Raw genomic sequence first — 24,936 nt, 5'->3', positions numbered from 1 at the left:
GATAAACACCTTGGAGGGACACCATGCGAATGACATTGCAGTTTTTAGGGGCGACAGAGGAAGTGACGGGTTCGTGTCATTTACTCTCGGTTGATCATGAACACTTATTGCTCGACTGTGGTTTGATCCAAGGCGGTAAATCTGATGAGTTGCGTAATCATGATCTCTTCGCATTTGATCCTGAGTCTATTTCTGCTGTCGTGCTTAGCCATGCCCATATTGATCATTCTGGGCGTTTACCACTCTTAGTCAAAGCGGGTTTTGATGGGCCTATCTACACCCATAAAGCCACGGCAGAGCTGTGCGCCATCATGCTCAAAGATGCGGCTATGCTGCAGACCCGCGATACCGAAAGAGTCAATAAAAAGCGTGCTAAACATGATCTTGAACCCCTAGAACCGCTATTCACCGTTGAAGATGCTGAACTCGCGATAACCCAATTTGTACCATTGGAATATGGTCAAGTGACTCGGGTTATTCCCCATGTGGATATTTGCCTCTCAGATGCAGGGCATATTTTAGGCTCCGCCTTAGTCGAGTTGTGGTTAGGTGAGGGTAAATCACAGAAGAAAATCGTCTTCAGTGGCGATCTTGGCCGTGCAGGTATGCCGATTTTACGTAATCCTACCTTAGTGGATACGGCAGATTTAGTCTTAATGGAAAGCACCTATGGCAATCGTTTTCACCGTAGCTGGACGGATACCTTAGCCGAATTGAAAGCCATTTTTGCTAAGACCGTCAACGAGAGCCAAGGCAATATATTGCTGCCCGCTTTTTCGGTTGGACGAGCACAGGAGTTATTATATCTATTTCATTTATATGCTAAAGAATGGGATCTCGGCCGTTGGAAAATCTGCCTAGACAGCCCGATGGCAATTGAGGCGACCCGCGTTTACGTTAATAATTATCCGCTGATGGATGAGGACTTTAAACGCTTTACCCGCCAACATCCTGGGCAGCATCCGCTGTTGTCGAATGTCGAATTTATCCAAACGACCGAAGAGTCGATAGCGCTGAACGATGTGCATAAGGGATTGATCATTATCGCAGGGAGCGGCATGTGTAACGGTGGACGTATTCGTAGCCACTTAGAGCATAATTTATGGCGCCCAGAATGTGATGTGATTATTTGTGGTTATCAAGCGCTTGGAACACCGGGGCGTGCCCTCGTCGATGGCGCTGAGGAACTGTCTATTCATGGTAACAGCATTAAAGTCGCGGCTAAGTTACACACAGTGGGTGGACTTTCAGCCCATGCGGATCAAGCAGAGTTATTACGTTGGTATCACCATTTTGAAGGCCAGCCGCCGTTAATTTTAGTCCATGGAGAACCCGAGGCGCAGCATGGATTAGTCGATGTGATTAACCAAGATCCTCAGACTAAACCAAAGGCTATAGCAATTGCGACCCAGGGTGATCGATTGGATTTAAATGCACTGCCGCAGTTAGTGTGGAAGCCTTAAAAGATTTGAAAGTACAAGTTCAAAAGTTGGGTGGAAATGCCATTATCTTCTACACGTGTGGCAAAGTGAGTTATCCTGCCTGTGAGTTGTATTTTGAATGTAATGGTGAAGGTTTTTCTATCGAAGATTAGCGTTTAGTTTTATAAAAAAGCTCACATAGTTGTGAGCTTTTTTTATTTTAAATCAAACTAGTTACTGTATTAGTCCGAGTTGTTGTCAAATTCAGTATCATCGAGTAACTCAAAGGTCGGGACGACATTCGGTACGTCTTTAAATAAGCGAGTGAAATGGCGCTGTACACCTTTCAAATCGATTCCTGCTAAACCTGATGCAAAACCAAACCAAGCATAAAGGCCACTAAAGTTATCAAACATGGGCGGTAGATATTTAGGCGTAGTTAGAATGCCCTCTTGGCAAGCTTGGTATAACACGGGGATATCTTCGATCGCCAATTTACCGAGGAATAGCATAGGAATGAGTTCAGGAAGGCCTGAGGTGATGGCGCTGCGGATAAAGTTAATGTTTTCCACATAGCCACGCACATAGGAAATATCCTTAGTGAAGAAACTGCCGCCTTCCACCATACCACCACGGAAAACCCTTTGGGTGACACGGTAACTGTCTGTCGCACTTAGATTCAATCCTCTGAAATAATTGAATACCTCTATAAAGTCAGCACCATTTTCAGCCATATCGACCGCGGCAACACGGTCACTAATTCGCCGAGCCCGTCCTGGATTTGAGCTTAGCGTCAGCATTTCCAGTAAAACGGCTAGACCTTCTTGGGTTGCTGCTACGCGCGGAGAACCGACACTGAGCCAAGTGGCGTGGGGTTGTGCTCGGCCGTTTAGCGTCGTGCCAACATGCACCCAACCTTCGTGAACTTCATATACATTAAGATCCGATTCGCTGAACATTGCTTTGCTATTGAGCTTAACAGTGTCGCCACCGACTGCAGCGTCAGAGACGATACCGTCACTTAGGCGTACACGCATATCATCGCTATGGAAGTACTTTTCTAAACGTTGGCTGAGCACGTTAACTGCTTCTGGCGCGCTAATAATTTTAGGGTGATGTTTATTCATGTGCCTCGCCGCGGGCAGCGAGAAAATGTAGCTGAGTTTATCACCTAACTGGCGCAAGGTATGGCGATCGCCATGCAGTTTATGGCTAGCACTGCCGTACAATTCTTGGCTGAGCTTACCAAAGGTTGGCGTGCCTCTGTTCCCCAACATATCGATGACAAGGCGATACTGATCGACGTTTGCCACTAATATTTTGCCGAGTTTGTCTCGTTTACCCAAACGTCTATGGATGTCCTGCTTTAGGGAGGCTAGCTCAGCTTGGGTTTTAACAGGATCAAAAGGTAAAGCAATGTTTTGATAGAACTCTTGCTTGATAGCCGGAAGTACCGTGCCCTTATTGGATAGAAAACGCTCTTCCATTTCCCGCGGCCATTTAATGGCATCTAAGATTTTTATTGGCGTTTGAATGCGAATTAATTCATCGGAAAAACGGCGTAGATCTTGTTGATATTGGGCTAACGACTCAGACATTCCCGTATATCCTGCAGGTAATTTCAGCGAGAGAGATGTGGCTAATCATAGCCTTAAACCTCATTTATTCATATTGATTCGCAGGCTAGCTGAGAAAATATACCGATTAAATAAATTAGCTGTTATCGATTTTGTGAATCATTTTGGTGCACTTGTTACAATTCTAGCGCTATGTCTATGGGACATAAATAAGTAACCATCTGTTTAATAATATTTTATTGATATGACATTAAAGCTGCTTTGTTCTTGATATAGAAATAGATTTATTGGAGCAAAACATGACAGCGATGAGTTATTTGAGTGTGTTAAGGCTGAATGCTTGTTAATCAAAACTCAAGCTGACAAGAGTGGTAAAAATGACCGTGATGACGCGATATTAAATCTGGAGGTTAGTGAGCTAGAGCAGAGTCACACCCAGCACTGTTGGCAGGGTGAGATATTCGATTTTAGTGGGCCAAAACTCAGTGAGTTCGAAACAAATGATCACCGACTGAGATCATCATCCCATCATTTTGACCACTAGATAGCGAGATAGAATTGGCTAGAAAAAATCGTCATCTCCTAATGCACGTTTTAACTCCGCCCGCTCGAGGTAGTCTTCTAAACGCTTTTTGACTTCGCGTCTATGCTGCATTGCCTCGGCGGCTTTGCTGTTTCTTGGTGTGGTCATTGCCTCAAGTTCAGTATCGTTGGGCACGACTTCAGTAATATGAGCCATAACGAATTCCTCTTGTTGTTCCTAACGACTTTCTAACTAAAAAGAGTATGGTAGAAAAGCAAATAATTTTGTGAGTCAGGGTGAAAAATTCTTCCCGTGTGCCGGATAATTGTGCCCGCTGCGGTTTAGCGTCAAGCCAAGACTGGGATTGCCTATTGGATTAATTTAGTTCTTGCTTATTTTGTGATTGAGAGCACAACAGTGTCATCGATATATTCGGGTTAATTCCGAGTTAAATAGTAGGATAAACTTGAATTTAGGCATAATTGCAACAACACTTGTAGCTGTGTTTATTGCTAATCTTTTGCTAGGGAATTGGCTCATATGGACAAGGATGAGTTTTCTAAATCGCATAGCCCATCAAATAGTATCTACTTTAGCGTGCTGAGTTCTAGCTGGCTGATGATTGTCGCTGCTTTACTTTTTATGGGCATCTCTTGGTATGTGCTGGAGCAATATCTTAGAGATCGTGGTGAAGAGCGTTTCGAGAACAGTGTTCAAGAGTTAACCGAAGCGGTGAATCGCAGAATGCTTGCCTACGAGCAGGTCTTACGCGGTGGTGTCGGCTTGTTATTGTCCTCCAATAGTGTAACCCGCAAGGAATGGCAAACCTATGTTGTCAATGCACATTTATCCGAGTATTACCCGGGTTTCCAAGGCTTTGGCTATGCTCAGTTACTTAAGCCTGACACATTAGATGCCCACGTCCAACAAGTTCAGGCCGAAGGCTTTAAAGACTATAAAGTGTACCCAGAAGGAGTTCGTGATCAGTATTGTGTGATCTTGTATTTAGAACCTTTTGATTGGCGCAATCAAAGAGCTTTTGGTTATGACATGTGCTCCGAGGCTAATCGGCGCAAAGCCATAGAGCACGCCATTAGCACTGGTCAGCCAACTATTTCTGGCAAGGTCGCCTTAGTGCAAGATACGCCCGAAGATGCTAAAGCGGGTTTTTTGATGTATTTGCCAATTTATCAATGGATTGTGGCAACGGAGGCAGAGCGGAAACAGCAGGCGATTGGACTCGTGTATGCGGCGTTTAGGATGGACGACCTCATGCAAGGAATTATGGGGGATCGATTCTCAGGTTTGAAGCTCGCCATTTATGAAAGCCCGCAGGCAAATGCCGACAGTTTAATGTTTACTAGTAGTAAAGTTCTGCCAAATCAAAAAGATGTGTTTTATCAGTCACAGACCGACTTGATTGGCGGTAGGCAGTGGCGCTTGGACATTTCATCACAATCGCGTTTTATCTCAAGATCGGAAGAGACCCAAGGTATCTGGCTGCAATTTATCGGTTGTGCATTCATTTTGGCGCTGTTTTATTCTGTGCTAATCATGGCGCGTAATCGATATAAAGAGTCATTGCTTACCTCTGAGCTAATCGCGAATGAAAAACGCTTTAGACTCGTCATTGAAGCCTCACCAAGCGCACTGTTTATGGTCGATAAGGCTGGGATTATTACGTTAGTGAACACCCATGCGGAACGTTTATTTGGTTATGCCAGAGACGAGTTACTCGGCCGCTCTATCAATATGTTATTGCCAGACGCGCTGAGGGATGTGCACCAGCAGCACATGAATAATTACTTAGTGCAGCCGATCGCGAAAAATATGTCGATGCGGGATGACTTATTTGGCTGTTGTAAAGATGGCAGTCGACTCGCGATAGAGGTGGGGCTGACGCCTATTCATTTCAGTAATGGCATTTTCATTCTCGCGACGATTAACAATGTGTCTGAACGTAAGCGCATTGAAGTTCAGCGTGCAGAACACATGCAAGAGCTTGAGCGGATTAATCAAGAACTCGACCGCTTTGCCTATATCGCCTCCCATGATTTGAAATCCCCACTACGGGGTATCGAGCAGTTAACTTCTTGGTTAGCAGAGGATTTATCCGATAACGCCAATGAAAACGTGCAGAAATATCTCGGGCTTATCCAAAGTCGTATTCATCGCATGGTGTTACTGCTCGATGGGCTATTGATGTTTTCCCGTATTGGCCGTGTCGATACTGAAACCACAGAGGTCAACAGTCGGCAACTGGCTGAAGACATGTTTGCGCTCGTCGCGCCGCCACAGGGATTTGAATTAGTACTAAAAGGTGAATTTCCGAATTTTTATACCGTAAGACCATTGTTGGAATTAGTTATACGAAATTTGATCAGTAACGCCATAAAGCATCATGACTTAGGTACAGGTGTGATTACGGTTTCATGTGAGGCGGTTGATCAGCAGTATCGATTCAGTGTGATAGATGATGGTCCGGGGATATCAAGCTCATATCATGAAAAAGTCTTCGAGATGTTTCAAACACTTAAACCAAGGGATGAAGTTGAAGGCAGTGGTTTAGGCTTATCACTTGTGAGGAAAACGGTTGAAAGTTTAGGTGGAGAGATTCAGCTTAAATCGCAGGGCCGAGGTTGTTGTTTTTGCTTTAGTTGGCCTAAGAAAATAGTGAAAAAGGAGCTTCTATGAGCGCAGCAAATCACTATCAACAGGTCACCATTTTATTGGTTGATGATGATGACGTGGATTACATGGCCGTGCAGCGGGCGATGAGACAATTGAGGTTACTCAATCCCTTAGTGCGTGCTCGGGATGGGATCGAAGCATTAACTATTCTAACGAGTTTAGACACGATCAAAGGCCCGTATCTTATTTTGCTCGATCTTAATATGCCAAGAATGAATGGGTTTGAGTTCCTTGAGCGAATACGTTCAGATCCTTCTCTTTCTTCGTCTGTCGTTTTTATGCTCACCACGTCGAGTACCGATGAAGATAGGATGAAAGCCTATAGCCATCATGTGGCTGGTTACATGGTTAAAACTGATATGAAAGACGGTTTTAACAATATTTTTAATATGCTTGAAGGTTACTGGCGAATAGTGGAGCTCCCATCCGCATAAGGTGAGTATATGGATTTACTACTGATCGATGATGATGAAGTGGATAGAACTGCGATCATCCGAGCACTCAGACAGTCAAAGTTGACTTTTAATGTGGTCGAAGCAAATTGTGCATTTGATGGTTTAAATCTCGCATTAGAACGTCATTTTGACGGTATTCTATTGGATTATTTATTACCCGATGCTAATGGTTTAGAAGTGTTGATCAAGCTCAATGCCATGACGCAAGATCAGACCGTAGTCGTTATGCTGAGTCGCTATGAAGATGAGAAACTGGCTCAGCGCTGTATTGAACTAGGGGCACAGGACTTCTTGCTTAAAGATGAGGTCAACTCGCGGATACTAACCCGTGCAATTCGTTATGCGAAACAAAGATCTTCAATGGCGTTGGCGTTACGTAATAGTCACCAAAAACTAAAAGAGCTAGCTGAACACGATTCGTTGACTAAGCTGGTTAATCGCTATGGTTTTGAACTTTGTCTTAATCGAGCGATAGCAAGGGCCAAACGTTGTCACGACTATTTAGCCGTTATCTTACTCGATTTAGATGATTTTAAAGCGATCAATGACACTCTAGGCCATCAGACGGGGGATATTCTTTTAGTTAAAGTAGCCGCTCGATTAAGTGAAGTACTAAGAGATGGTGACATTATTGCACGTTTAGGTGGGGACGAATTTGTCGTGCTAGTCACTGATAATGATTATAAATATTTCCCTATGATTGTGGCTAATCGATTGCTCAAAGTGTTTGAGGACGTATTTTGTCTCGGTGATAACGATGTGCTTATTGGTGCCAGTATCGGTGTGGCTTTTTATAATGAAGCGGCTTCGAATAGTTCTGAACTGATGAAATGTGCCGATATTGCTATGTATCGCGCTAAAAAAATGGGCCGAAACCAGATTCAGTTTTACTCAGAAGCTTTAGATAAAGAGGTGCGTTACCGTAATCATATCGAGTCGAGTTTGCGTATTGCCTTAAAAAGAAATGAATTTAAGGTTCATTATCAAGCGCAAGTGAATGCGAAAACCCATCAGTTGGTGGGGATGGAAGCCCTTATCCGATGGCAGCATCCTGTAGATGGCATTATCGCCCCAGATCAATTTTTACCCATAGCCGAAGAAATTGGATTAATGGAGGACATTGATGATTGGGTGCTTGAACAAGCTTGTACTCAGGCACAGGTGTGGCTAACCCAATTACAGCCGACAGGGAGAGAATTCACCATTGCCGTTAACCTGTCTGCATCGCAAATTGGAAATGAGAACCTGTTTGATAAAATCGCGAGTACGCTGACTAAGACAGGACTTCCTGCTGTAGCATTAGAGCTTGAAATTACTGAAAATTGCCTTATTGAAGATCCCCATGAACATGCCAAAATGCTTGATAGAATCGCCGAGTTAGGGGGGCGTTTTGCCCTCGATGATTTTGGGACGGGTTTTTCGTCCTTAGAACATATCAAATTATTTCCCATTAGCGTGCTGAAAATCGATAAAAGCTTTGTCGCTTCCTATGATAAGGATGATAAAGACACTCGTTTGCTCGCTGCATTACTTAACTTCGCCCATGGGTTTAATGTCATATCAGTAGCTGAGGGCGTTGAAACAATTGAGCAGGCTGAGTTTTGCACTTCTCGCCATTGTACTGTATTACAAGGTTATTTGTTTTCTCGTCCCTTAGATGCAACGGAGTTTGAGGCTAAGTATATTCTGCCGCTGTTAACTTAAACCGAGTTCCGAGTGTGATAGGTCTTGAAGTATTTCATTAGCATAATGATTTCGTCTGGTGAGGATTATTTTCTTGCTTTACACTGAGCAATAGACAAATATCAGCCCCTTTTTCTGTCGCTGTGCTTTTGGTGCCGCAGAACGGTTTATTCACTCATGCTTAAGTTGGTCACTCAGCAATGAAAATAGGTATTTTATCCCAATTCCCCCAGTTGTATTCAACACAACGCTTAGTCGCGGCTTGCCAAAGTCGTGGACATGAAGCGGTCGTGATCAATACGCTGAATTGCTACATGAATATTAATTCTATTAAACCTAGCATTCATTATGAAGGTACTGAATTAGTTGGGTTTGATGCCATCATTCCGCGTATTCATGCTAGCGTGACTTTTTATGGTTGTGCCGTTGTACGTCAGTTTGAAATGATGGGCGTATATGCCGCGAATGATTCAATCTCCATTGCGCGTTCGCGGGACAAATTGCGGGCACTGCAACTACTTTCCCGCAAAGGGATTGGCATGCCAGTGACGGGTTTTGCCAATAAGCCAAATGATATCCCAGATCTCATCAATATGGTGGGCGGCGCTCCGTTAGTCATTAAATTACTCGAAGGCACTCAAGGGATTGGCGTCGTACTCGCTGAAACTAAAACTGCTGCTGAGAGCGTGATTGAAGCATTTTTGGGGCTCAAAGCGAATATCTTAGTACAGGAATACATTAAAGAATCCAATGGTAGTGATATTCGTTGTTTTGTTGTCGGTGACAAGATTGTTGCTTCGATGAAGCGTCAAGGTCCCGAGGGAGATTTCCGCTCAAATCTGCATTTAGGTGGTTGTGGTGAGGTGGTAAAAATCACCTCTGTTGAGCGTAAAATGGCTATTGCCGCAGTGAAGGCGATGGGATTGGTTGTCGCGGGAGTAGATATTTTACGTTCTAACCGTGGTCCACTGATCCTTGAGGTTAATTCGGCGCCAGGTATTGAAGGGATTGAGCAAACAACAGGGATTTCAGTGACTGAGCCCATTGTTGAATATATCGAGAAAATGGTTGCGGCCCGTAAAACAAACCGGTCAATTATTGCCTAATAGGTGATGGTGATAAAACGACGCCACTTTTTAAGGTGGCGTTTTGTTATGCTTAGAATTTATAGATCAAAACTGTAGGAATATCCGAGTACTAGTTTGGCATCATCATCGGTGAGATCGGTATCAGAGACCATAAATGACACTGTGCCTATACTGGTATCTGCGCTGAGAGTCACGTTATAGTCGGCATAATTATCTTCGCCAAACCAAGATTGGACGACATCACCGTTTGAGTAACCATAGTGCACTGATAAATTCAGCTTTTCAGTGAGAGGAACGGATACCGTCGCGGCAAGATAACTGAGATCTTTATTATCTAAAGGATCGGCGGCCAGATCGTCACCGGCATTGATGACTTGGGAGTAAGCCAGTTCGAGCCATTTCCACGTGACAGCAGCATGGAGCTCACCAAAATCAATACTGCCCGGTGCGTCTGGATAGGCGTAGTAGAGATAGCCAAAGTCGTAGCTGATGTCTTCGGTAATACTGCCGCCATAACCCGCATATAGATCAAGCTCGTAGCTAGTATCATCACCAAAATCCACATTCGATGCCCAAGTTCCCGCATAAAATCCAGAATCGTGGCTGTAGTCAAGGCCACCTTGGATTGCGACCGCATCTTTAGTTTGGGTCGCACCGCGCCATAGGTAATTAGAGGTACCGCCAATGTTGCCTGATACGGCTGCAAAGGCGTTGCCTGCCAGTAACATTCCCGTCGATAAGGCCAAAACGCTGTACAGTGATTTCTTCATGCTCATCCCCTCGATTGACTTATTTATCGATTCACCATTGGCACACTCAAAGTCAGCTGTGTTCATTAGTGCATCTTGGTTTTTTCTAAGGAAGGATTTGCTAATCACATGCCACTATTACAATGCCATGTAAAACAAGGTATTAGAATTCACAATGTTAATGAAATGTTTTTATTTGCCAGTTTGTGGGGCAGAGGCGCACTTTTGTTGTGCAAAAAATATTCAGTGCTTCACTGGAATTGGGCAAAAAAAACGCCTCACAATGGAGGCGTTGTATTGAATTTTATAACTTAGTTTACGCTGTCACGTAGGGTTTTACCCGCTTTAAACTTAGGCACTGTCGCTTCAGCAATTTGAATTTCTTTACCCGTTTGTGGGTTACGGCCAGTGCGAGCGGCACGAGTCGCTGTTTCAAAAGAACCGAAACCTACGATGGAGATTTTGTCACCATTTTTCATTGATTCGGTAATAGCTGCTTCAAAAGACTTCAATGCGCGTGCTGCTTCTACTTTCGTTAGATCGGCATTTTCTGCAATTTTGGCGATTAGTTCAGTTTTGTTCATTTTTATTGTCTCTTCTTTCCGTAGATTTATTTGAAATAAGCGTGCCTAACATGCCATAAGGTTTAGCACTTGGAAAGCCTTTTGCGTCTAGCGTGCAGCAGGATGTTCAGTAAAGCGCAGAATATTTACTCAGTTCGTGACTTAAGTTTTATTCTGGTTTTATTCTTCTAACAGTTGATAGAGTAATTTTTTAACAAGTTTGGGTTCAAAGGGTTTGTCACATAAGGCATTTACACCCGCTTGGGACACATTGCTGAGGTGGGTATCGTTGGCTTCGGAAGACACCATCAAGATGGGAATGTGCGATTGTTGGCTTTCATTGCGGATAAATTGTGTCAAAGCTAGCCCATCTACACTCGGCATATTGTAATCAGTGATCACTAAGTCGAACATATTGTGTTTCATTAACGCTATGGCTTGCGCGCCATCCTCGGCCTCGGTAATCAGCTTCATCCCTAAGTTACCAATCGTACGTTTAATGACGTTTCTTGCCATACGGCTATCATCGACCACTAATACACGCACATCTTGTACATCGAAATTACTGAGGTCGAGTTCATCGTGGCTGAGTAAATCAATCGTGGCATTCAATGCTGTACCTAAATGGTCGGCACTGAAGGGTTTAGGTAGAATCGCTACTACACCCGATTGGCGGAATATTTCAAGTTGCTCACGGCGGCACTCACTCGAGACCAGCATAAATTGGATATCTTTGCAGTCAGCGTTGGCCCTTAAGTAGCCCAAGAGATCGATGGCAGTGCCATCATCGAAATGCATGGCGCTCGCAATAAGGTCAGGTTTATAGCGAGCAATAATATCTTTAGCCGCTTCTATGTTTTCTGCGGTTTGAATGCTGAGAATGCCTTCTTGTTGTAAGCGCTGAATAATAATTCGACGCTGTGTCTCTGAAGGTTCTACCAAAAGAATGGAAAGTTCGCTGGGCGATAAATGGCTCATAGTTTACTTCAAGTTAAGAGTCGTAAGTATTTTACTGGGTCGCTAAGCTACGCTATTGATAACAGCTTAGCAACAAAGTCCATTACTGAGTTTGGCGGGTCAAATAGTGTCTCGTGACCTTAGAAAATGCGATCCAATACTGCACGAGTAAAATAACAATAATGCTCACTGTGAGTGGCAACATAGGAATATTGTGACCAGAAACAATCACTTTTACATCTTCAGGGGTAATGCGATAGGCAATAATTGCTGTAATCCCCAGAGCCGAGAATCCTAAGGTTTGCATGCCAATATAAATCTTCAACACTAAGCTAGACCACGGCGCTCGTATGAGTATGCCAACGAGCACGGGGAGGACACCTAGGGTGAATACATCAAGGGATTGAGTCATCACAGTACGCCAAAGTGCAGCAATGCTGAAGAGGCAATATAACGTGATCAGTAGTATAAGACGTTTAGGCATAGATTGAAGTGCACACCAGTAGCAAAGAAGATGAGCAAGTGTAGGAAATGCCCTAATCCGAGTCCAGTATAACCGTAATATCGTGTAGAATATGCCTTTTTGTTAGAGGCTCTAATAGGTGACGTTTATGACAGAAGTTGAGTTTTGGGGGTTAGTCACGCGAACGGAAGCGGCGCAATCACAGGAGTCTTTGACTCAAGCACTGAAGCAGAAACTTGCCGAATTGAGTAATGAAGAGTTAAAAGCTTTCGATAAAATCTTTGGTCAGCAGATGCGCCGTAGTTATTTGTGGTCTGTTTGGGGGGCGGCTTACATTATTACGGGCTGTGATTCTGAATATGCTTTTGCCGAGTTTAGGTGTTTTTTGATTTCACTTGGTAAAGAAATTTTCGAAGGTGTGGTTAATCAGCCTGACACCCTAGCACGTTTAGTCGCTTGGCCAGAGCGAGATGCCTATGCTTACCCTTTTGTAGATGAATACGACCTTATCGCAGGGCAATTATACGAAGATAGAACTGGTGAGGAACTGCCCTTTATGCCATCGGGCAAGGCGACGCCCGTGGGGAAAAAATTTAGCACTAAGCCCAAGGATTTAAAGCGGCAATATCCTGAACTGAGTGCCCGTTTTCCATTTTAATCTTGGCAATACCTTATGAGCGTAAGCAAGCGTTGGTAGTGACATCGAAGGTCATGCCGTATTTAGGGCAGATGTCGCTCATAAACTCATGTTCTTGCGCGGTTAATTGTTGACTAAAATCTTGCTTAAGCTGCTCTGTCATTTGATGTTCAACCGCATTTTGCGCCTGGGCCAATTTGTTCAAATGAACAGTAACAGCTTGTTGCTGGCTGATGGTCAATGGTGCGGCATGGCTTGAAAGGCTGATACTTGTTCCGATTGTCAGCAGTGCCAATAAAGCGAGTTTTCGTGAATATGGGTTGAATAGATAAGCCGTTTTTAGGTTCATAGGTAAGCTCCAAGTTAAAAATTACGTTTAACACGTTAGTTCTAAATCGTGCATCCTTAGACGGTAAAGAAAACGAGTTTTACTGTGAGGAGCTGAGTTTATTGTATAAATATTGAACCTATGCTGAATGGTTAGTTAGTGCTCATTCTTCATTTCTTCGCATTGAAATCCTTGCTTACGAGTATCGAACTGGCACATAGATCCACATTCCCAAGGCACATTGTCGTAGAAGGCAGATTGTTCGCGTGCAAAATCGCGGCAAGTATTATAGCTGTCAAAGTTATCGGTTTTTTTATACTTTCCTGAATCATAGCCATGGTTGTAGATAAAGGCTGACCAAGTTTTAGGGCCAGTATTTTTGTCACTCGGGGAGATAAACCAAATCGCACTTACGACGCAGGTAAACAGGATAAGAATGAACACAGGTACAACAGGGAATTTCATTTTTTATTAAGTGGGCAATGTAAACAATAGCGGAAGGATAACGCTTTTTTTGTCGTTATGCGCGTGAAATGTTCACAAATTGATAACCATGCACTTACTTGGTGCAATTTCGATACAAAAAGATACGTATCGGTTGTGATGGTTAAATAATATTTACTCAATTATACAAAAGCTTACGACACATTTGCTGTACTTATATCAGTTTTGCGTTAAGCTCTAGTTCAGGTTAGATTTTGTACTGTAGTTCTCAAGAAAGTTATCTAGGCCTTGGAGGCAAACATGAAAATTCAGTCCCTTTTACTCGCAGGTGTATTAAGTTGCAGTGCGGCTTGGGCGGCCGATGAAGCGCCTGTGGATCCCGTCACCGAAGATGGTGTGGTTAAAATTGTTTGGCAAAGTCCTAAAGATTATCGCGATATAAAATCATCAGGGGAGCTCCAATCCCGTTATGAGAAGCGCTTATTTGAGACCTTAACTGAAAACATCAATAAAGAAGCCGCGAAGATTTTAAAACCAAATCAAAAGCTTGAAATGACCATTACCGATGTTGATCTTGCGGGTGATATGCGTCCAACATTTGGTGCGACCGCCAATGATTTACGCATTATCAAAGACATTTATCCGCCACGTATGACTTTTTCTTATCAAGTCATGGAAAACGATAAAGTGATTATCGCGGGCGATGAAAAACTGTCGGATATGGGGTTTATGGGTGGGATCCAATCTTTAAATGATAAACCTTTTATGTATGAAACCAAAATGTTAACCGAGTGGTTAAAGAAGACGATTGCACCACAACTTTAATGACTCATATCGGGCGGTAATGCTGAGGATTTAAGCTGTTTAGCTATGCCGTTAGTGCCTGAGTGTCGATAATCAGATGATTTTCTAACAGGTAAAATCCGTTATTTGCGGATTTTGCCTGTTTTTTTGCCCTAGCGCTTAAGGTCGATAGACTGTGTTCATGGGCGTTAAAGGTGAGTGCGGGTGGTAAAATGCCTACACATAGACTGATCAATTGATGGTAACAGGCTTCACCTTTTCTATCGTCGGCGAGCATTTCCTGGGCCAGCCAGTGATCTGCGCTATAAAATAAATGCTTATGGGTTTCAAAATCCGCTAGAATTCGCTGGCAACGGCTGATCATATGCTCACAGGTGCTGATAATGACAAAGTCATCGCCGCCGACATGGCCAACAAAGCAATTGTCGCTTTTATACTTCAGTAACAGATTCGCCACTTCACAAATCACTTCATCGCCACGGCAAAATCCATAAATATCGTTATAGGGCTTAAAGTTACACAGATCAAAATAGGCTAGATAAAAATGTTTCTTTTGGATCTTAAGGCGTTTTAATTCCTCTTGAATGGGCACATTACCCGGCAAGTCTGTAAGAGGATTTGCATGGCGCGCCATCTTAATTCTGTGCTCTGTGATCCTTTGTAGCAGATCCTTGGTATGGCCTATGCCGAGTAGTTTACCACGGCGAAGGATAATGAACTGTTGCGCTACCGTATTAGCACTCTCTGAGGTCAGTAATTGACTTACGATGGATAATGGTTCGTTGGCCTCAATCTGGATGACTTGCGGGTCCATCACTTCACTCACAGCATGATTTTCATGTAAGGCGCGACCATAGGGTGTGCTGAAGAGTTCAAGTAAGGTCGCGCGGCTGATAATACCGAGTGGCAACTGGTTATCGACCACTACAACCGCCTGTAATGCAGGTTGCGAGATAAAGGTGTCACTTAAAAATTTGAGTTTAAGTGTAGGCACTACGGTTATGGCGCTCGTGCACAGGCTCTCGGCCGATTCGCTGTATCTAGGTTGAATTTGAGTATTGCTTGGCACTAAGGTCGCTTTCATCGCGCGGCAGGGGAGCACTTCTGGACGACCGAGTAAGTAGCCTTGGCAATAGACGATACCCAGTTGTTTGAGTACGGCTAATTCCTCTTGCGTTTCAATTCCTTCGGCTATCACTTTGCAGGTTAAACTTTGGCATAACTCCACAATCGAGCGGACAAATTCCTGTTTGACGGGAGTCGAATCAATCTGATGGATAAAGTGACGGTCGATTTTGACATAGTCAGGTGACAATTCTGACCAGAGTCTCAGACCCGAATAACCTGCACCTAAGTCATCGATCGCCGTTAAAAAACCTTGGCTACGATAGTGATTCAAGCAGGATTTGAGTAAATCGATATCATCGGCGGGATATTGCTCTGACAGTTCAATCACAACCTGTGATGGCGCTATGCCGAGTTGTTGCAGCAGTTGTAAGGTCATGCCCTTAGGGTGGGCGGGATCTAATAATGCCTTGGGCGAGATATTGATAAACAGCTTGCCTTGAAACTGGCGCAACTTAAATTGCTCGAGTGAAATACGGCGACAAAGGGTTTCTAGCTCGCTTAATTTACCTTGATGTTCGGCGGTCTGAAATAGCGGGACTGGGGAGTATAACGGGCTGTGTTCAGGGCCACGGCTTAACGCCTCAAAACCATGAATTTTATGTTCTAATATATTGAAAATTGGCTGAAATAAGGGACTGATTGCAGCTTTAGAGATTATTTTATCGAGCTCTTTAGCCAGATCTAAACTTGTCATTACGTCAGCCCCTTCGTCTATGTGAGCGGAGTCTATGACTTAGAAATGACAAAATGATGACAGTTTTGGGGAAGCTTAGTGCTATCTATCTGTGTTGGTGGGCTTGATTGGATATGCCATGGAAAGAGCTGAAATCTAAGGTGAGTTCCAGCTCCTAATCTCGGTTTAGCTTTGCTTCTTAAAGGCCTGCAACGTTTGCAGTAATGCGCCTAACTGACGCACATAGGTTTCGAGTTCTTTAGGATCGAGCGTTTGATGTTCTTCCATGCGAGTTAAGTCATCGACCAACTCTTGCACATAGGGCAGAAAGCGATTACTCGAAGCGATAAAACCTTGTTCTGCCGTGAATATGCTGGTGAAGTTTCCATGGCCAGCTTTCTTTAGCTCATCTAACTTAGCGTCGGCGTCTATGGCTTGGCGATAGGCGATTTGAAGATTTTCTTTCAGTTGCTCTATAACCTTGGTATGTGGCATAACAGCGTCTCATTGCAAAATTTGCAGGAATTATAAGGGGCAAAGGATATGGCAACAAGCCAATGGCGACTAATTGCATCAATCTGTTTTATGGCGTTAGCGGGTTTGAGCGCAAAAGTGGTGGGTGCAGAAACCGATAAACCACCATTTTATCAAGTGCAATGGCAAGGCAAGAGCGCGTATTTGCTGGGTTCGATTCATATTGGACGTGCCGACTTTTATCCTTTACCCACCCAAATTGAAACCGCGTTGGGTAAAGCTAAGGGCTTAGTCGTAGAAGTCGATATCAATAAAGTCGATAGCACCGCTTTACTGCAACAATACGGCCGCGCCGATAAAACTAAGGGTTTAGATTGGCAGAGCCGAGATAAGCAAACGGTCGAGAGCATGACGCCCTATTGCGCGGCCACGGCAAATGTTTGCCAGTCGATTCAATCTTTCGCACCTTGGCTGCAGGCTACTCAAGTTAACTTATTGCGTTATAACGACTTAGGTTACAGCACGGATTATGGCGTTGATATGCAGTTGATGGCTCGATATGCGACTTTGCCTGTGTATCCGTTGGAAACCGCCGAGTCACAATTTCAATTGTTAGCGTCTTTTAATAGTCAAGAGCAGTGGTCTATGGTGCGTGAGGCGATTAGCGCATCGGATGCGGAGCTTTTATCGTTAATAACGGCTTGGCGTTCAGGTAATGAAACTGAGCTTGATTCCATAATGCAGGAGCAAATGGGCGGCGAGGGCGACACTAAAATGCTAGAGAAAATCCTCTGGCAGCGAAACCATGTGATGGCCGATGGCATTATAAAATTAATGGGCTCGACTGACGTGACTTCACCTTTGTTTGTGGTGGTTGGCGCTGGCCATGTGGTGGGGGATAAAAGCGTGGTGCAATTGCTAGAACAAGCAGGCGCCAAAGTTAGCGCCTGCTGGAAACAGACTTGTCAGTAATCGTTTAGGCAGCGCGTTTGTAACGACGCGCGCTCACACTGCAGAGCTTTGCCCTAAAAAGTGCACATATCGGCCGAGGGAAATATAGGGTTCGCGTTGCGAGTACTCCAGCTCCATTTGTAGCAGCTTGTGATAGTCGAAATCCGCGGGCTGACTCTTTTTCAAATAGTCGTGGATTACACGCACGCCAGACTGGCTGATGAGCGACATTCGCCACTCGCTAAACCAATCTTTAACTTCTTGAATATAAAGCGGATGAGTGGGAGTTAGTCGCACTTTCTTCTTCACTTTTAAATCAGCGGCGACGTAATCGAAATTGCCCGACACTAAAGCATGAAAGCGCATGGCTTCTTTGTTGTAAAACATCAAAGAGAATAATCCGCCGGGTTTTAGCATAGTAAGTAAACCCGCTACAGTGGGCTTAGCATCCGTTAACCATTCAACGACCGCATGACACAGTATGATATCGAAATAGCCATGGTTATTGACCGATAATGCTTGGATAGGCGCATGGATAAGCTGGATAGCTAATGGTTCTGGTGAGGCATCAATTTGTTCTTTGGCTTGAGCCAGCATCTCAGCAGAGATATCGCAGAGTACAACTTCGTGGCCGAGGCGCGCTAATCTTTGGCTAAAATAACCAAAACCACCGCCCGCATCTAATACTCTGAGTTTTTTATCCCCCAGTTTTGCCAGCGCGGGGACGAGGTCGCGCCATAGCACTGCAGCACGTATTTCGCCCTTGGGCGTACCATAGATGTTTTTCGCAAATTTTTGCGCGAGCTTGTCAAAATTCTTATCTTGCACGTGATAACTAGGTTAAAGAGAGTGGAACGATAGTGTGGCACAGTCGTAAATTTTTCGCACTCTGGAGATGTTATTGCCGAGTTGAGATGGATAAATTTGCATCGTTAATTTTTAATGCATTGATTTTATTAGTGGTAATTATTCCTACTAAACTTAGGGATACACAGAACTCTGTGCTCTGGGTTATAATCACGCCGTTTTCGCCAAACCTGACTCTATAGTTGTCCATTCGGAGAGTCAGCATCAGCCCTTATTAAGACGCAGCACTGCCTGTTTTACACTCGTTATCAGCTTGATTGATCAGACGTTACTCGTCTGTGCGGGGTAATTTATGGCAATGTATTTTTGTGCCAAGGGATAGTTAATTAAAAGGTACTCAGACTTGAATAATGCATATTGTGTTGAATTGAACGCGATGCCGTCGCTGTTTTCTCTTTATCGCAAGATCTTCTTTGGCCGTAAGCCTGGTTGGGATCAACAGCCGTTGCCCCACATCAAGGTGACCGCGCCGCATGTGACTGTGTCTGAAGCTAAAGTAAGCCAATATGCGCAGGTGTGTGGTTTTCAATTTGACGGTAAAGTTCTACCGCCAACCTATCTCTACGTGATGGCATTTCGCCTGCATGCGGTGATCTTTACCCACGATGGGATCACTTTCCCACTGCTTGGCATGATCCACCTTAAGAATCGTATTCAAGTGTATCGGCCTGTGACGGTTGACGAGACTTTCTCCCTTGAGTGCGCTTTGACCACGAGCCGCGAGACGGATTCTGGCTTAGAGTTTGAATTTGTGTCTAAGGCGTTTGTCGGTGAAGAACTCGTCTGGGAATCACTATCCACCTATTTATATCGTATCGATGTTGCTGGACGTCGCGTTCGTCCACCTAAAGCCATTGATATGGCATGGGAAACACCACAAAGCTGGAGTTTGAGTGAAGATTTAGGTCGTCGTTATGCTAAGGCATCTGGCGACTATAACTTGATCCATCTGCATCCAGTGCTTTCAAAGCGTTTTGGCTTTGATCGAGTGCTCGCCCATGGCATGTGGTCTAAGGCCCGTTGTTTAGCAGAGTTGATGCCAAGTATTGGCGATCGTCCATTCACTGTGGATGTGACCTTTAAACTGCCACTTTTGATGCCTGCCGATGTTGGATTTGGTTATGAGCAGAATGCTAATAATATGGTATTTGAATTACGTGACAGCAAAGGCCGTCGACCTCATTTAAGTGGCGATGTGCAGTTTTAAGCCGCACTCAATAATACATACAACCACGGCGCCTTCTGGCGCCGTTGTTGTTTATGGCTGTTGCTTTTGAGAAACAAAAATCAAGGTACGCTGTGACCCATAGATGCCTACCAGATACTGAACCATTGCTGGCGTCGAGCTTGATCTCATTTGAGGCAACGGCACTCTTTATCCGCTCGGATGCAGGGCCGATTATTTGATGCAGATTAAGGAATTGCTCATTAACCCTTTCGATGGCTATATAACTTTAAGCCAATCGCCTAATATCCGCCCTATTCAATGAGTGTTGTTAGTTGAACTCTCATACTAAACCAGAGCGTATCTGAAAGGGAGAAACCGACGCATGCTGACAGATATGGATATTTCGAATTGCGCTAGCCTAAAAGACATTAATGAACTGGGCGCCGACTTAGGTCTATTACCCGAAGAGATGATGCAATTTGGTCACACTAAAGCCAAGGTCGAGCTCAGTGTATTGCAGCGTTTGGCTGGGCAGCGCAAAGGCAAATTGATTATCGTCACCGCAGTCACGCCTACGCCCCACGGTGAAGGTAAAACGGTGACTAGCATTGGCTTAACGCAATCGTTAAATGCCATAGGCAAAAAAGCCTGTGCCTGTATTCGCCAGCCTAGCATGGGGCCTGTATTTGGGGTGAAAGGTGGCGCTGCGGGTGGCGGTTATGCGCAAGTGGTACCCATGCAGGAGATGAATTTGCATCTCACGGGTGATATTCATGCCGTCAGCAGTGCCCACAATTTAGGGGCTGCGGCGATTGCGGCGCGGCTATTTCATGAAGCGCGCTTAGGTAAGGCGGAATTTGAGGCGCAATCTGGGCAAGCGTTTTTGGATATCGATCCCAGTGAGATCCGTTGGCACCGAGTAGTCGATCATAATGATCGCTGCCTTAGACAAATTCATGTGGGCTTAGGTGATAATAACGGCCCAGAGTACGAATCCAGTTTTGATATTACCGCCGCCTCTGAGTTGATGGCGATTTTAGCCTTAAGCCATGATTTGGCGGATATGCGGGCGCGGATCGGTCGTTTAGTGCTGGCCTTAAATACCCAAGGGCAAGTGATCACAGCCGAAGACTTAGGTGTCGCTGGTGCGATGACGGCCATCATGGTGGATGCGATAAAGCCGACGTTAATGCAGACCTTAAATGGTTCACCTTGCCTGATCCATGCGGGACCCTTTGCCAATATTGCCCACGGTAATTCATCCATTATTGCTGATGATATCGCCCTCCGATTGGCGGATTTTGTGGTGACTGAAGCTGGTTTTGGCTCAGATATGGGCTTTGAAAAGTTCTGTAATATCAAGGTACGTCAATCGGGTCAGGTGCCCGCTGCCGCTGTGCTGGTCACTACCTTAAAAGCACTGAAGGCCAATAGTGGTTTAGTGTCTGAGTCAGATATCAATCTACCAGATCAGGCTCGACTTGAAGCGGGCTTTGCAAATTTAAACTGGCATATCAATAATGTGGCTCGCTATGGTATTCCTGTGGTGGTTGCCATTAACCGTTTCGCCACTGATACTGATGCCGAGTTGCAATGGCTAACTGAAGCCGTCAACGCGAGCAGCGCCTTTGGCTGTGAGGTCAGCGATGCTTTTAGCCAAGGGGAGGCGGGCGCTATCGCCTTAGCGCAGACTGTGGTTCGCGCCGCTGAAACCGAGAGTCAGTTCAAGCTGTTATATTCAGATGAAGCCTCATTGGAGGCTAAGTTATCGACCTTAGCCGAGGTGGGGTATGGCGCAGCTGGTGTTAGCCTTTCTATCGAGGCCAAACAACAGGCGCAGCAGCTGACCGTATTAGGTTATGGACATTTGCCCCTGTGTATGGCCAAAACGCCGTTATCAATTAGTCACGATCCTAGCTTAAAGGGCGTTCCTCAGAACTTTGAGATCCCAGTGCGGGGTTTAGTCTTGCATGCTGGTGCGGGGTTTATCACCGCCTTGGTGGGGAATGTGATGACTATGCCAGGACTTGGGCTGAAACCGGGTTACTTAAAAATTGATATTGATGCGCAAGGTGAGATAGTCGGCTTAGGCTAACACTTGATGCAGAGATTGATAGGGAAGAGATAAAAATAAGGGCGAGCTCATTGCAACGCCCTTATTCTCTCGTTTAACGCTGGTTTAAAGCGGTGATTTCGTGGTTTGATAGATATGTACATCACGCTGTGGGAAGGGAATACTGATCCCTTCGGCGTCAAAGCGCATTTTCACTTCGCGGGTAATGTCCCAATACACTTCCCAGTAATCTTCCGGTTTTGCCCAAGGGCGAACGATAAAGTCGACCGAAGATTCGCTCAATAGATGTAGTTTAATCGTCGGTTCTGGCAATGGTTGTACCTTAGGATGCGCTTTGACGATGGACTTGAGAATCGCTTCAGCCTGTTCGATGCTGTCGCTATAACTGATCCCAAAGGTCATATCGACTCGACGTTGATGCTCAGCTGTGATGTTGTTAATTGTGTCACCCCAAATCTTATTATTAGGAATAATAAGACGTTGGTTATCCATGGTTTTAATCGTGGTGGAGACAAGGCTCATGTGACTGACGCGTCCGGTGACGCCAGCGGCGTTGATCAAATCGCCCACATCATAGGGACGATAAATTAAGATCATCATGCCTGAGGCAAAATTCGACAGGGTATCTTGCAGGGCAAAACCAATAATAACACCCGCGATACCAAAGCCTGCGAGCAAGGGACCAAGTTCGATCCCAAGCTGTGAAAGGGCGATTAACAGCCCGATAGTAAAGACGACTTTACCTGATAGCGAGGTGAAGAAGTCTTGTAATAACTTACTTAAATTCAACTTAGAATTGCTAACAGTATTTTTCACTATCTGTTTGGCTAACTTGCCGGCGAGACCCGCAATAAACAAGATCAAACAGAAAACAAATAACTTAAACACGACGGTTGGGCCGTGATTAATCGCTTGTTCTTGTGCCGTATTTAGCCACTGCTCAACGAGACTTGATGCCACATCAAAGTTCAACACATCTTGAGTTATATCACCTGAAACACTAAAGAGTGTCTTTTTCAGCGCGGAGGTATCATGGCCTAAGGCGTCGAGTAGGCTGATGTCGATATTTAAGCTCTGACTATTTTGTGCTAAGCGTTCCTTTAGCATCATTACGTGGCTGGTTTGCGCCGAAGTGACATCTTTACCTGCATTGGTTGCGGTATCGATTGCTGCTTGTAGTTGCTGCTGGGTATAAGTCACTAAACTTTCTAGCGTATCGGCACGAGCTACTAAAATTTGCATCAGTGATTTTTGTGCTTCGCTAATATCTTGGCCAACTTGTTCGAGCCAAGTGAGCGTCTCGAGTTGTTGCTTGTAATAGGTGTCTTTTTCTAATTCGCGCTTTGATATTTCCAGCAGAGTCGCATCATCTGTGCTTGAACCTAATTGCTGTTCCAATTTACTAATGTTGTCATCGATATAAGCATCAATTTGTTGGATGTAGTTAAGTTGTCCTTGGATTAATGGCTGCAGAAAAGTTTTGTCGATTGGCGTTGCTTCGAGCAGATCTTTAATCTTATTACGTAACTGTAAGGTTTTGTTTTGAATTCGATATTCAACAATTGTCTTCAATTCGCCTTTGGCATTTTTTAGTTTACGTATATCCGTATCGATAGCCTGTTGCAGCATTACCAGTTCTGTCTTGAGCGTTACAGGAGTGCTGGATGGGCTTTCGGTTGCAGCGACAGGTTCAGTTTGCGCTTGGGATGAAAGGCTGAGTAGTGGTATTAGCAGGGCAAACACGAGAGCGAGGTAGCGGTGCATAGGAGTGATCTTAAGTAGAAATATGTCTGAGTATGATAGATGTTGCCGGATCTACTGTAAAATATCTGCGAGTAAAATAGCCCTTGGAATTAAACTTTTTGGGAAGGGTTGATTTGAGCTTAACCTTGAGTGCGGTGCTTTATCTGCTTTTTCCGACATTTTGGGTATTTACAGGCCGAACTCTAGTCGGTATCTGGTAAACTTGCGCATCGTTATTTAGGAATCGTGTTTTCATGTTGTGTTCCCATTGTAATCAGTACATCAAGGTCAGTGACATTAGCCAGCAAAGAGGCAAAGGTTTCGACGCTCAAGTGCGTTGCCCCCATTGTGCGGCTTGGTTAGGCCGCAGTCCAACATTGGCTAAACTCAAGTTATTAGGATTTTATTTGAGTGTGTTTACGGCGGGATACAGTTACTTTGATGCCTCTGTGCGGTATTTTGCGATCCCTGTAATGATTTTTTCGTTGATGTTGTTGTTTGTGAGCCATTTTATGGATCAAGTCATCACCATTGAAGCGCCCGAGCAAGTCGATGATAGCGATCAAAGACAGAAGTATCGTTAGGCTAATAAGTGGATTCGTCATGGATCGGAAAATCAGCGGTACAATTTTCCAGAGACGAACATAATTTGAGCGCCTTTAGTAGACGCTCAAAATGCAACTAAGAAGGTTTAAGGGGCGAACTGCAGCCGCGGTTAATGAGTCTTTGTTTACTGCACGACCTGTTCTTGACTCGTTAAGGAGTGCTCAACGTAATAAATACCACCAAATATCACCGCGCTGAAGATGACTATCCCTAAGATAAGCCCTAAGTTTTCACGAAAAAATGCTAGCATAATAGTTGCCTTTAGGTGGATAAAACGGAGCCATATCGAGCTTGATTTCGTCATTGTGCTCGCAGACATAAAAACTAAATACACTATAGTTACACTCACTTAAGCTAATCTTAAATGCGTTTTTTTACCTGTGTCCTGGCAAGATCCTACCGCTATTGAAACAAGAAGTTATTGGTAAGACTGGGTACCTCAAATATCTTGTAACCTTTTGCAAAGCGATTACCTTATTGCAACTTGCTATGGCACTGACATAGACTTATGCAACTTTTTAACTATGGGGACGACTGAGTGAGACTTAAAAGTCACATTAGACGCACAATTTCGATATGGCTTGCTGCCGTACTGATATTGCTGTCTCTTGCTGCCTCAGCCCATAGTGTGACCCATCTTGATGATGGCGCTAAGACTCACTGTACTCTGTGCTTCCATCAGCACCAACTCAACAAGATTTTATTGACCCATCCGCTGACGCTGAATTTAGCTATACAGCATTTCGATGTGGTCGAATTTATTTTACCTTCCTCTATTTTTGAACATGTCAGTGTTTATCGCAGTCGTGCGCCTCCCTTCGCTCTCTAAATCAACTTAAAATTTTAACTTATTGTATTTCTTGATGACT

At 44.4% G+C, this 24,936-nt stretch carries 25 protein-coding genes; 12 read left to right on the top strand and 13 right to left on the bottom strand.

Annotated features, from left to right (window positions below):
- Nucleotides 1-23: 23 nt before the first annotated feature.
- Complete coding sequence (locus L5M71_RS05280) at nt 24-1,463, top strand: MBL fold metallo-hydrolase RNA specificity domain-containing protein (RefSeq protein WP_263206477.1); 1,440 nt, start codon at nt 24-26, stop codon at nt 1,461-1,463.
- A gap of 200 nt (nt 1,464-1,663) precedes the next feature.
- On the opposite strand, the gene L5M71_RS05275 is transcribed toward L5M71_RS05280, so the two are convergent.
- Both L5M71_RS05275 and L5M71_RS05270 read right to left on the bottom strand, forming a co-directional pair.
- Complete coding sequence (locus L5M71_RS05275) at nt 1,664-3,019, bottom strand: flavohemoglobin expression-modulating QEGLA motif protein (protein WP_105250320.1); 1,356 nt, start codon at nt 3,017-3,019, stop codon at nt 1,664-1,666.
- Between the two features lie 541 nt (nt 3,020-3,560).
- Nucleotides 3,561-3,737, bottom strand: a complete 177-nt coding sequence (locus L5M71_RS05270) for a PA3496 family putative envelope integrity protein (RefSeq protein ID WP_006079984.1) — start codon at nt 3,735-3,737, stop codon at nt 3,561-3,563.
- A gap of 324 nt (nt 3,738-4,061) precedes the next feature.
- On the opposite strand from L5M71_RS05270, the gene L5M71_RS05265 reads away from it, so the two are divergent.
- The 4 genes from L5M71_RS05265 to rimK all read left to right on the top strand — a co-directional run bounded on the left by L5M71_RS05265 (nt 4,062) and on the right by rimK (nt 9,456).
- Nucleotides 4,062-6,215, top strand: a complete 2,154-nt coding sequence (locus L5M71_RS05265; RefSeq protein ID WP_263206476.1) for a CHASE domain-containing protein — start codon at nt 4,062-4,064, stop codon at nt 6,213-6,215.
- Nucleotides 6,212-6,646, top strand: coding sequence for a response regulator (locus L5M71_RS05260; protein WP_105250317.1), 435 nt, complete (start codon nt 6,212-6,214; stop codon nt 6,644-6,646). The genes L5M71_RS05265 and L5M71_RS05260 overlap by 4 nt, the downstream gene beginning before the upstream one ends.
- A 9-nt stretch (nt 6,647-6,655) precedes the next feature.
- Nucleotides 6,656-8,371, top strand: a complete 1,716-nt coding sequence (locus L5M71_RS05255) for a putative bifunctional diguanylate cyclase/phosphodiesterase (protein ID WP_263206475.1) — start codon at nt 6,656-6,658, stop codon at nt 8,369-8,371.
- A gap of 179 nt (nt 8,372-8,550) precedes the next feature.
- Entirely contained in the window at nt 8,551-9,456 is a 906-nt protein-coding gene (rimK, locus tag L5M71_RS05250; RefSeq protein WP_263206474.1) for a 30S ribosomal protein S6--L-glutamate ligase, read from the top strand.
- A gap of 59 nt (nt 9,457-9,515) precedes the next feature.
- On the opposite strand, the gene L5M71_RS05245 is transcribed toward rimK, so the two are convergent.
- The 4 genes from L5M71_RS05245 to L5M71_RS05230 all read right to left on the bottom strand — a co-directional run bounded on the left by L5M71_RS05245 (nt 9,516) and on the right by L5M71_RS05230 (nt 12,191).
- Nucleotides 9,516-10,208, bottom strand: a complete 693-nt coding sequence (locus L5M71_RS05245; protein ID WP_263171819.1) for a TorF family putative porin — start codon at nt 10,206-10,208, stop codon at nt 9,516-9,518.
- Nucleotides 10,209-10,498: 290 nt separating this feature from the next.
- A complete protein-coding gene (locus tag L5M71_RS05240; protein ID WP_006079990.1) occupies nt 10,499-10,771 on the bottom strand; it encodes an HU family DNA-binding protein in 273 nt (90 codons plus the stop codon).
- 159 nt (nt 10,772-10,930) lie between these two features.
- On the bottom strand, nt 10,931-11,728 hold the full coding sequence (locus tag L5M71_RS05235) for a response regulator (RefSeq protein WP_263206473.1): 798 nt from the start codon (nt 11,726-11,728) through the stop codon (nt 10,931-10,933).
- 82 nt (nt 11,729-11,810) lie between these two features.
- The gene (locus L5M71_RS05230; RefSeq protein ID WP_263206472.1) at nt 11,811-12,191 is read right to left on the bottom strand and encodes a hypothetical protein; all 381 of its coding nucleotides are present in this window, start codon (nt 12,189-12,191) and stop codon (nt 11,811-11,813) included.
- A 127-nt stretch (nt 12,192-12,318) separates the two neighbouring features.
- On the opposite strand from L5M71_RS05230, the gene L5M71_RS05225 reads away from it, so the two are divergent.
- Nucleotides 12,319-12,828 (top strand): DUF4240 domain-containing protein, encoded by a 510-nt coding sequence (locus tag L5M71_RS05225; RefSeq protein WP_173247618.1) that lies wholly within the window; start codon nt 12,319-12,321, stop codon nt 12,826-12,828.
- A gap of 13 nt (nt 12,829-12,841) precedes the next feature.
- On the opposite strand, the gene L5M71_RS05220 is transcribed toward L5M71_RS05225, so the two are convergent.
- Nucleotides 12,842-13,156, bottom strand: a complete 315-nt coding sequence (locus tag L5M71_RS05220) for a hypothetical protein (RefSeq protein WP_263206471.1) — start codon at nt 13,154-13,156, stop codon at nt 12,842-12,844.
- Between the two features lie 135 nt (nt 13,157-13,291).
- The gene (locus L5M71_RS05215; protein ID WP_105250308.1) at nt 13,292-13,600 is read right to left on the bottom strand and encodes a hypothetical protein; all 309 of its coding nucleotides are present in this window, start codon (nt 13,598-13,600) and stop codon (nt 13,292-13,294) included.
- 279 nt (nt 13,601-13,879) lie between these two features.
- Between L5M71_RS05215 and L5M71_RS05210 the strand changes: the two genes are divergently transcribed.
- Nucleotides 13,880-14,404: a DUF3016 domain-containing protein gene (locus L5M71_RS05210; protein WP_113939176.1), complete on the top strand. Its 525-nt coding sequence runs from the start codon at nt 13,880-13,882 to the stop codon at nt 14,402-14,404.
- 43 nt (nt 14,405-14,447) lie between these two features.
- On the opposite strand, the gene L5M71_RS05205 is transcribed toward L5M71_RS05210, so the two are convergent.
- Together L5M71_RS05205 and L5M71_RS05200 are read right to left on the bottom strand one after the other, a co-directional pair.
- Nucleotides 14,448-16,205, bottom strand: a complete 1,758-nt coding sequence (locus L5M71_RS05205; protein WP_263182568.1) for a GGDEF domain-containing protein — start codon at nt 16,203-16,205, stop codon at nt 14,448-14,450.
- A gap of 165 nt (nt 16,206-16,370) precedes the next feature.
- Nucleotides 16,371-16,679, bottom strand: coding sequence for a prephenate dehydrogenase (locus L5M71_RS05200; protein ID WP_105250305.1), 309 nt, complete (start codon nt 16,677-16,679; stop codon nt 16,371-16,373).
- A 48-nt stretch (nt 16,680-16,727) separates the two neighbouring features.
- On the opposite strand from L5M71_RS05200, the gene L5M71_RS05195 reads away from it, so the two are divergent.
- Nucleotides 16,728-17,630, top strand: coding sequence for a TraB/GumN family protein (locus tag L5M71_RS05195; protein ID WP_263163662.1), 903 nt, complete (start codon nt 16,728-16,730; stop codon nt 17,628-17,630).
- 33 nt (nt 17,631-17,663) lie between these two features.
- On the opposite strand, the gene L5M71_RS05190 is transcribed toward L5M71_RS05195, so the two are convergent.
- Complete coding sequence (locus L5M71_RS05190) at nt 17,664-18,437, bottom strand: methyltransferase domain-containing protein (RefSeq protein ID WP_263206470.1); 774 nt, start codon at nt 18,435-18,437, stop codon at nt 17,664-17,666.
- 415 nt (nt 18,438-18,852) lie between these two features.
- On the opposite strand from L5M71_RS05190, the gene L5M71_RS05185 reads away from it, so the two are divergent.
- Nucleotides 18,853-19,683, top strand: coding sequence for a MaoC/PaaZ C-terminal domain-containing protein (locus L5M71_RS05185; protein ID WP_263206575.1), 831 nt, complete (start codon nt 18,853-18,855; stop codon nt 19,681-19,683).
- Between the two features lie 343 nt (nt 19,684-20,026).
- A complete protein-coding gene (locus tag L5M71_RS05180; RefSeq protein WP_263206469.1) occupies nt 20,027-21,739 on the top strand; it encodes a formate--tetrahydrofolate ligase in 1,713 nt (570 codons plus the stop codon).
- A gap of 84 nt (nt 21,740-21,823) precedes the next feature.
- Here the strand turns inward: L5M71_RS05180 and L5M71_RS05175 are convergent, their stop codons facing one another.
- Nucleotides 21,824-23,482, bottom strand: a complete 1,659-nt coding sequence (locus L5M71_RS05175) for a mechanosensitive ion channel family protein (RefSeq protein ID WP_263206468.1) — start codon at nt 23,480-23,482, stop codon at nt 21,824-21,826.
- Between the two features lie 233 nt (nt 23,483-23,715).
- Here L5M71_RS05175 and L5M71_RS05170 point away from each other — a divergent pair, with 233 nt between their 5' ends.
- On the top strand, nt 23,716-24,045 hold the full coding sequence (locus L5M71_RS05170; protein ID WP_113939169.1) for a hypothetical protein: 330 nt from the start codon (nt 23,716-23,718) through the stop codon (nt 24,043-24,045).
- A 146-nt stretch (nt 24,046-24,191) separates the two neighbouring features.
- On the opposite strand, the gene L5M71_RS05165 is transcribed toward L5M71_RS05170, so the two are convergent.
- Complete coding sequence (locus tag L5M71_RS05165) at nt 24,192-24,317, bottom strand: hypothetical protein (RefSeq protein WP_105250299.1); 126 nt, start codon at nt 24,315-24,317, stop codon at nt 24,192-24,194.
- 288 nt (nt 24,318-24,605) lie between these two features.
- Between L5M71_RS05165 and L5M71_RS05160 the strand changes: the two genes are divergently transcribed.
- A complete protein-coding gene (locus L5M71_RS05160) occupies nt 24,606-24,896 on the top strand; it encodes an ABC-type zinc uptake system zinc chaperone (protein WP_168827349.1) in 291 nt (96 codons plus the stop codon).
- Nucleotides 24,897-24,936 lie beyond the last annotated feature (40 nt).

The sequence above is a fragment of the Shewanella sp. SW1 genome, from assembly GCF_025653545.1.
GTDB lineage: Bacteria > Pseudomonadota > Gammaproteobacteria > Enterobacterales > Shewanellaceae > Shewanella > Shewanella oncorhynchi.
This window is presented reverse-complemented; position numbering and strand designations above follow the sequence as displayed.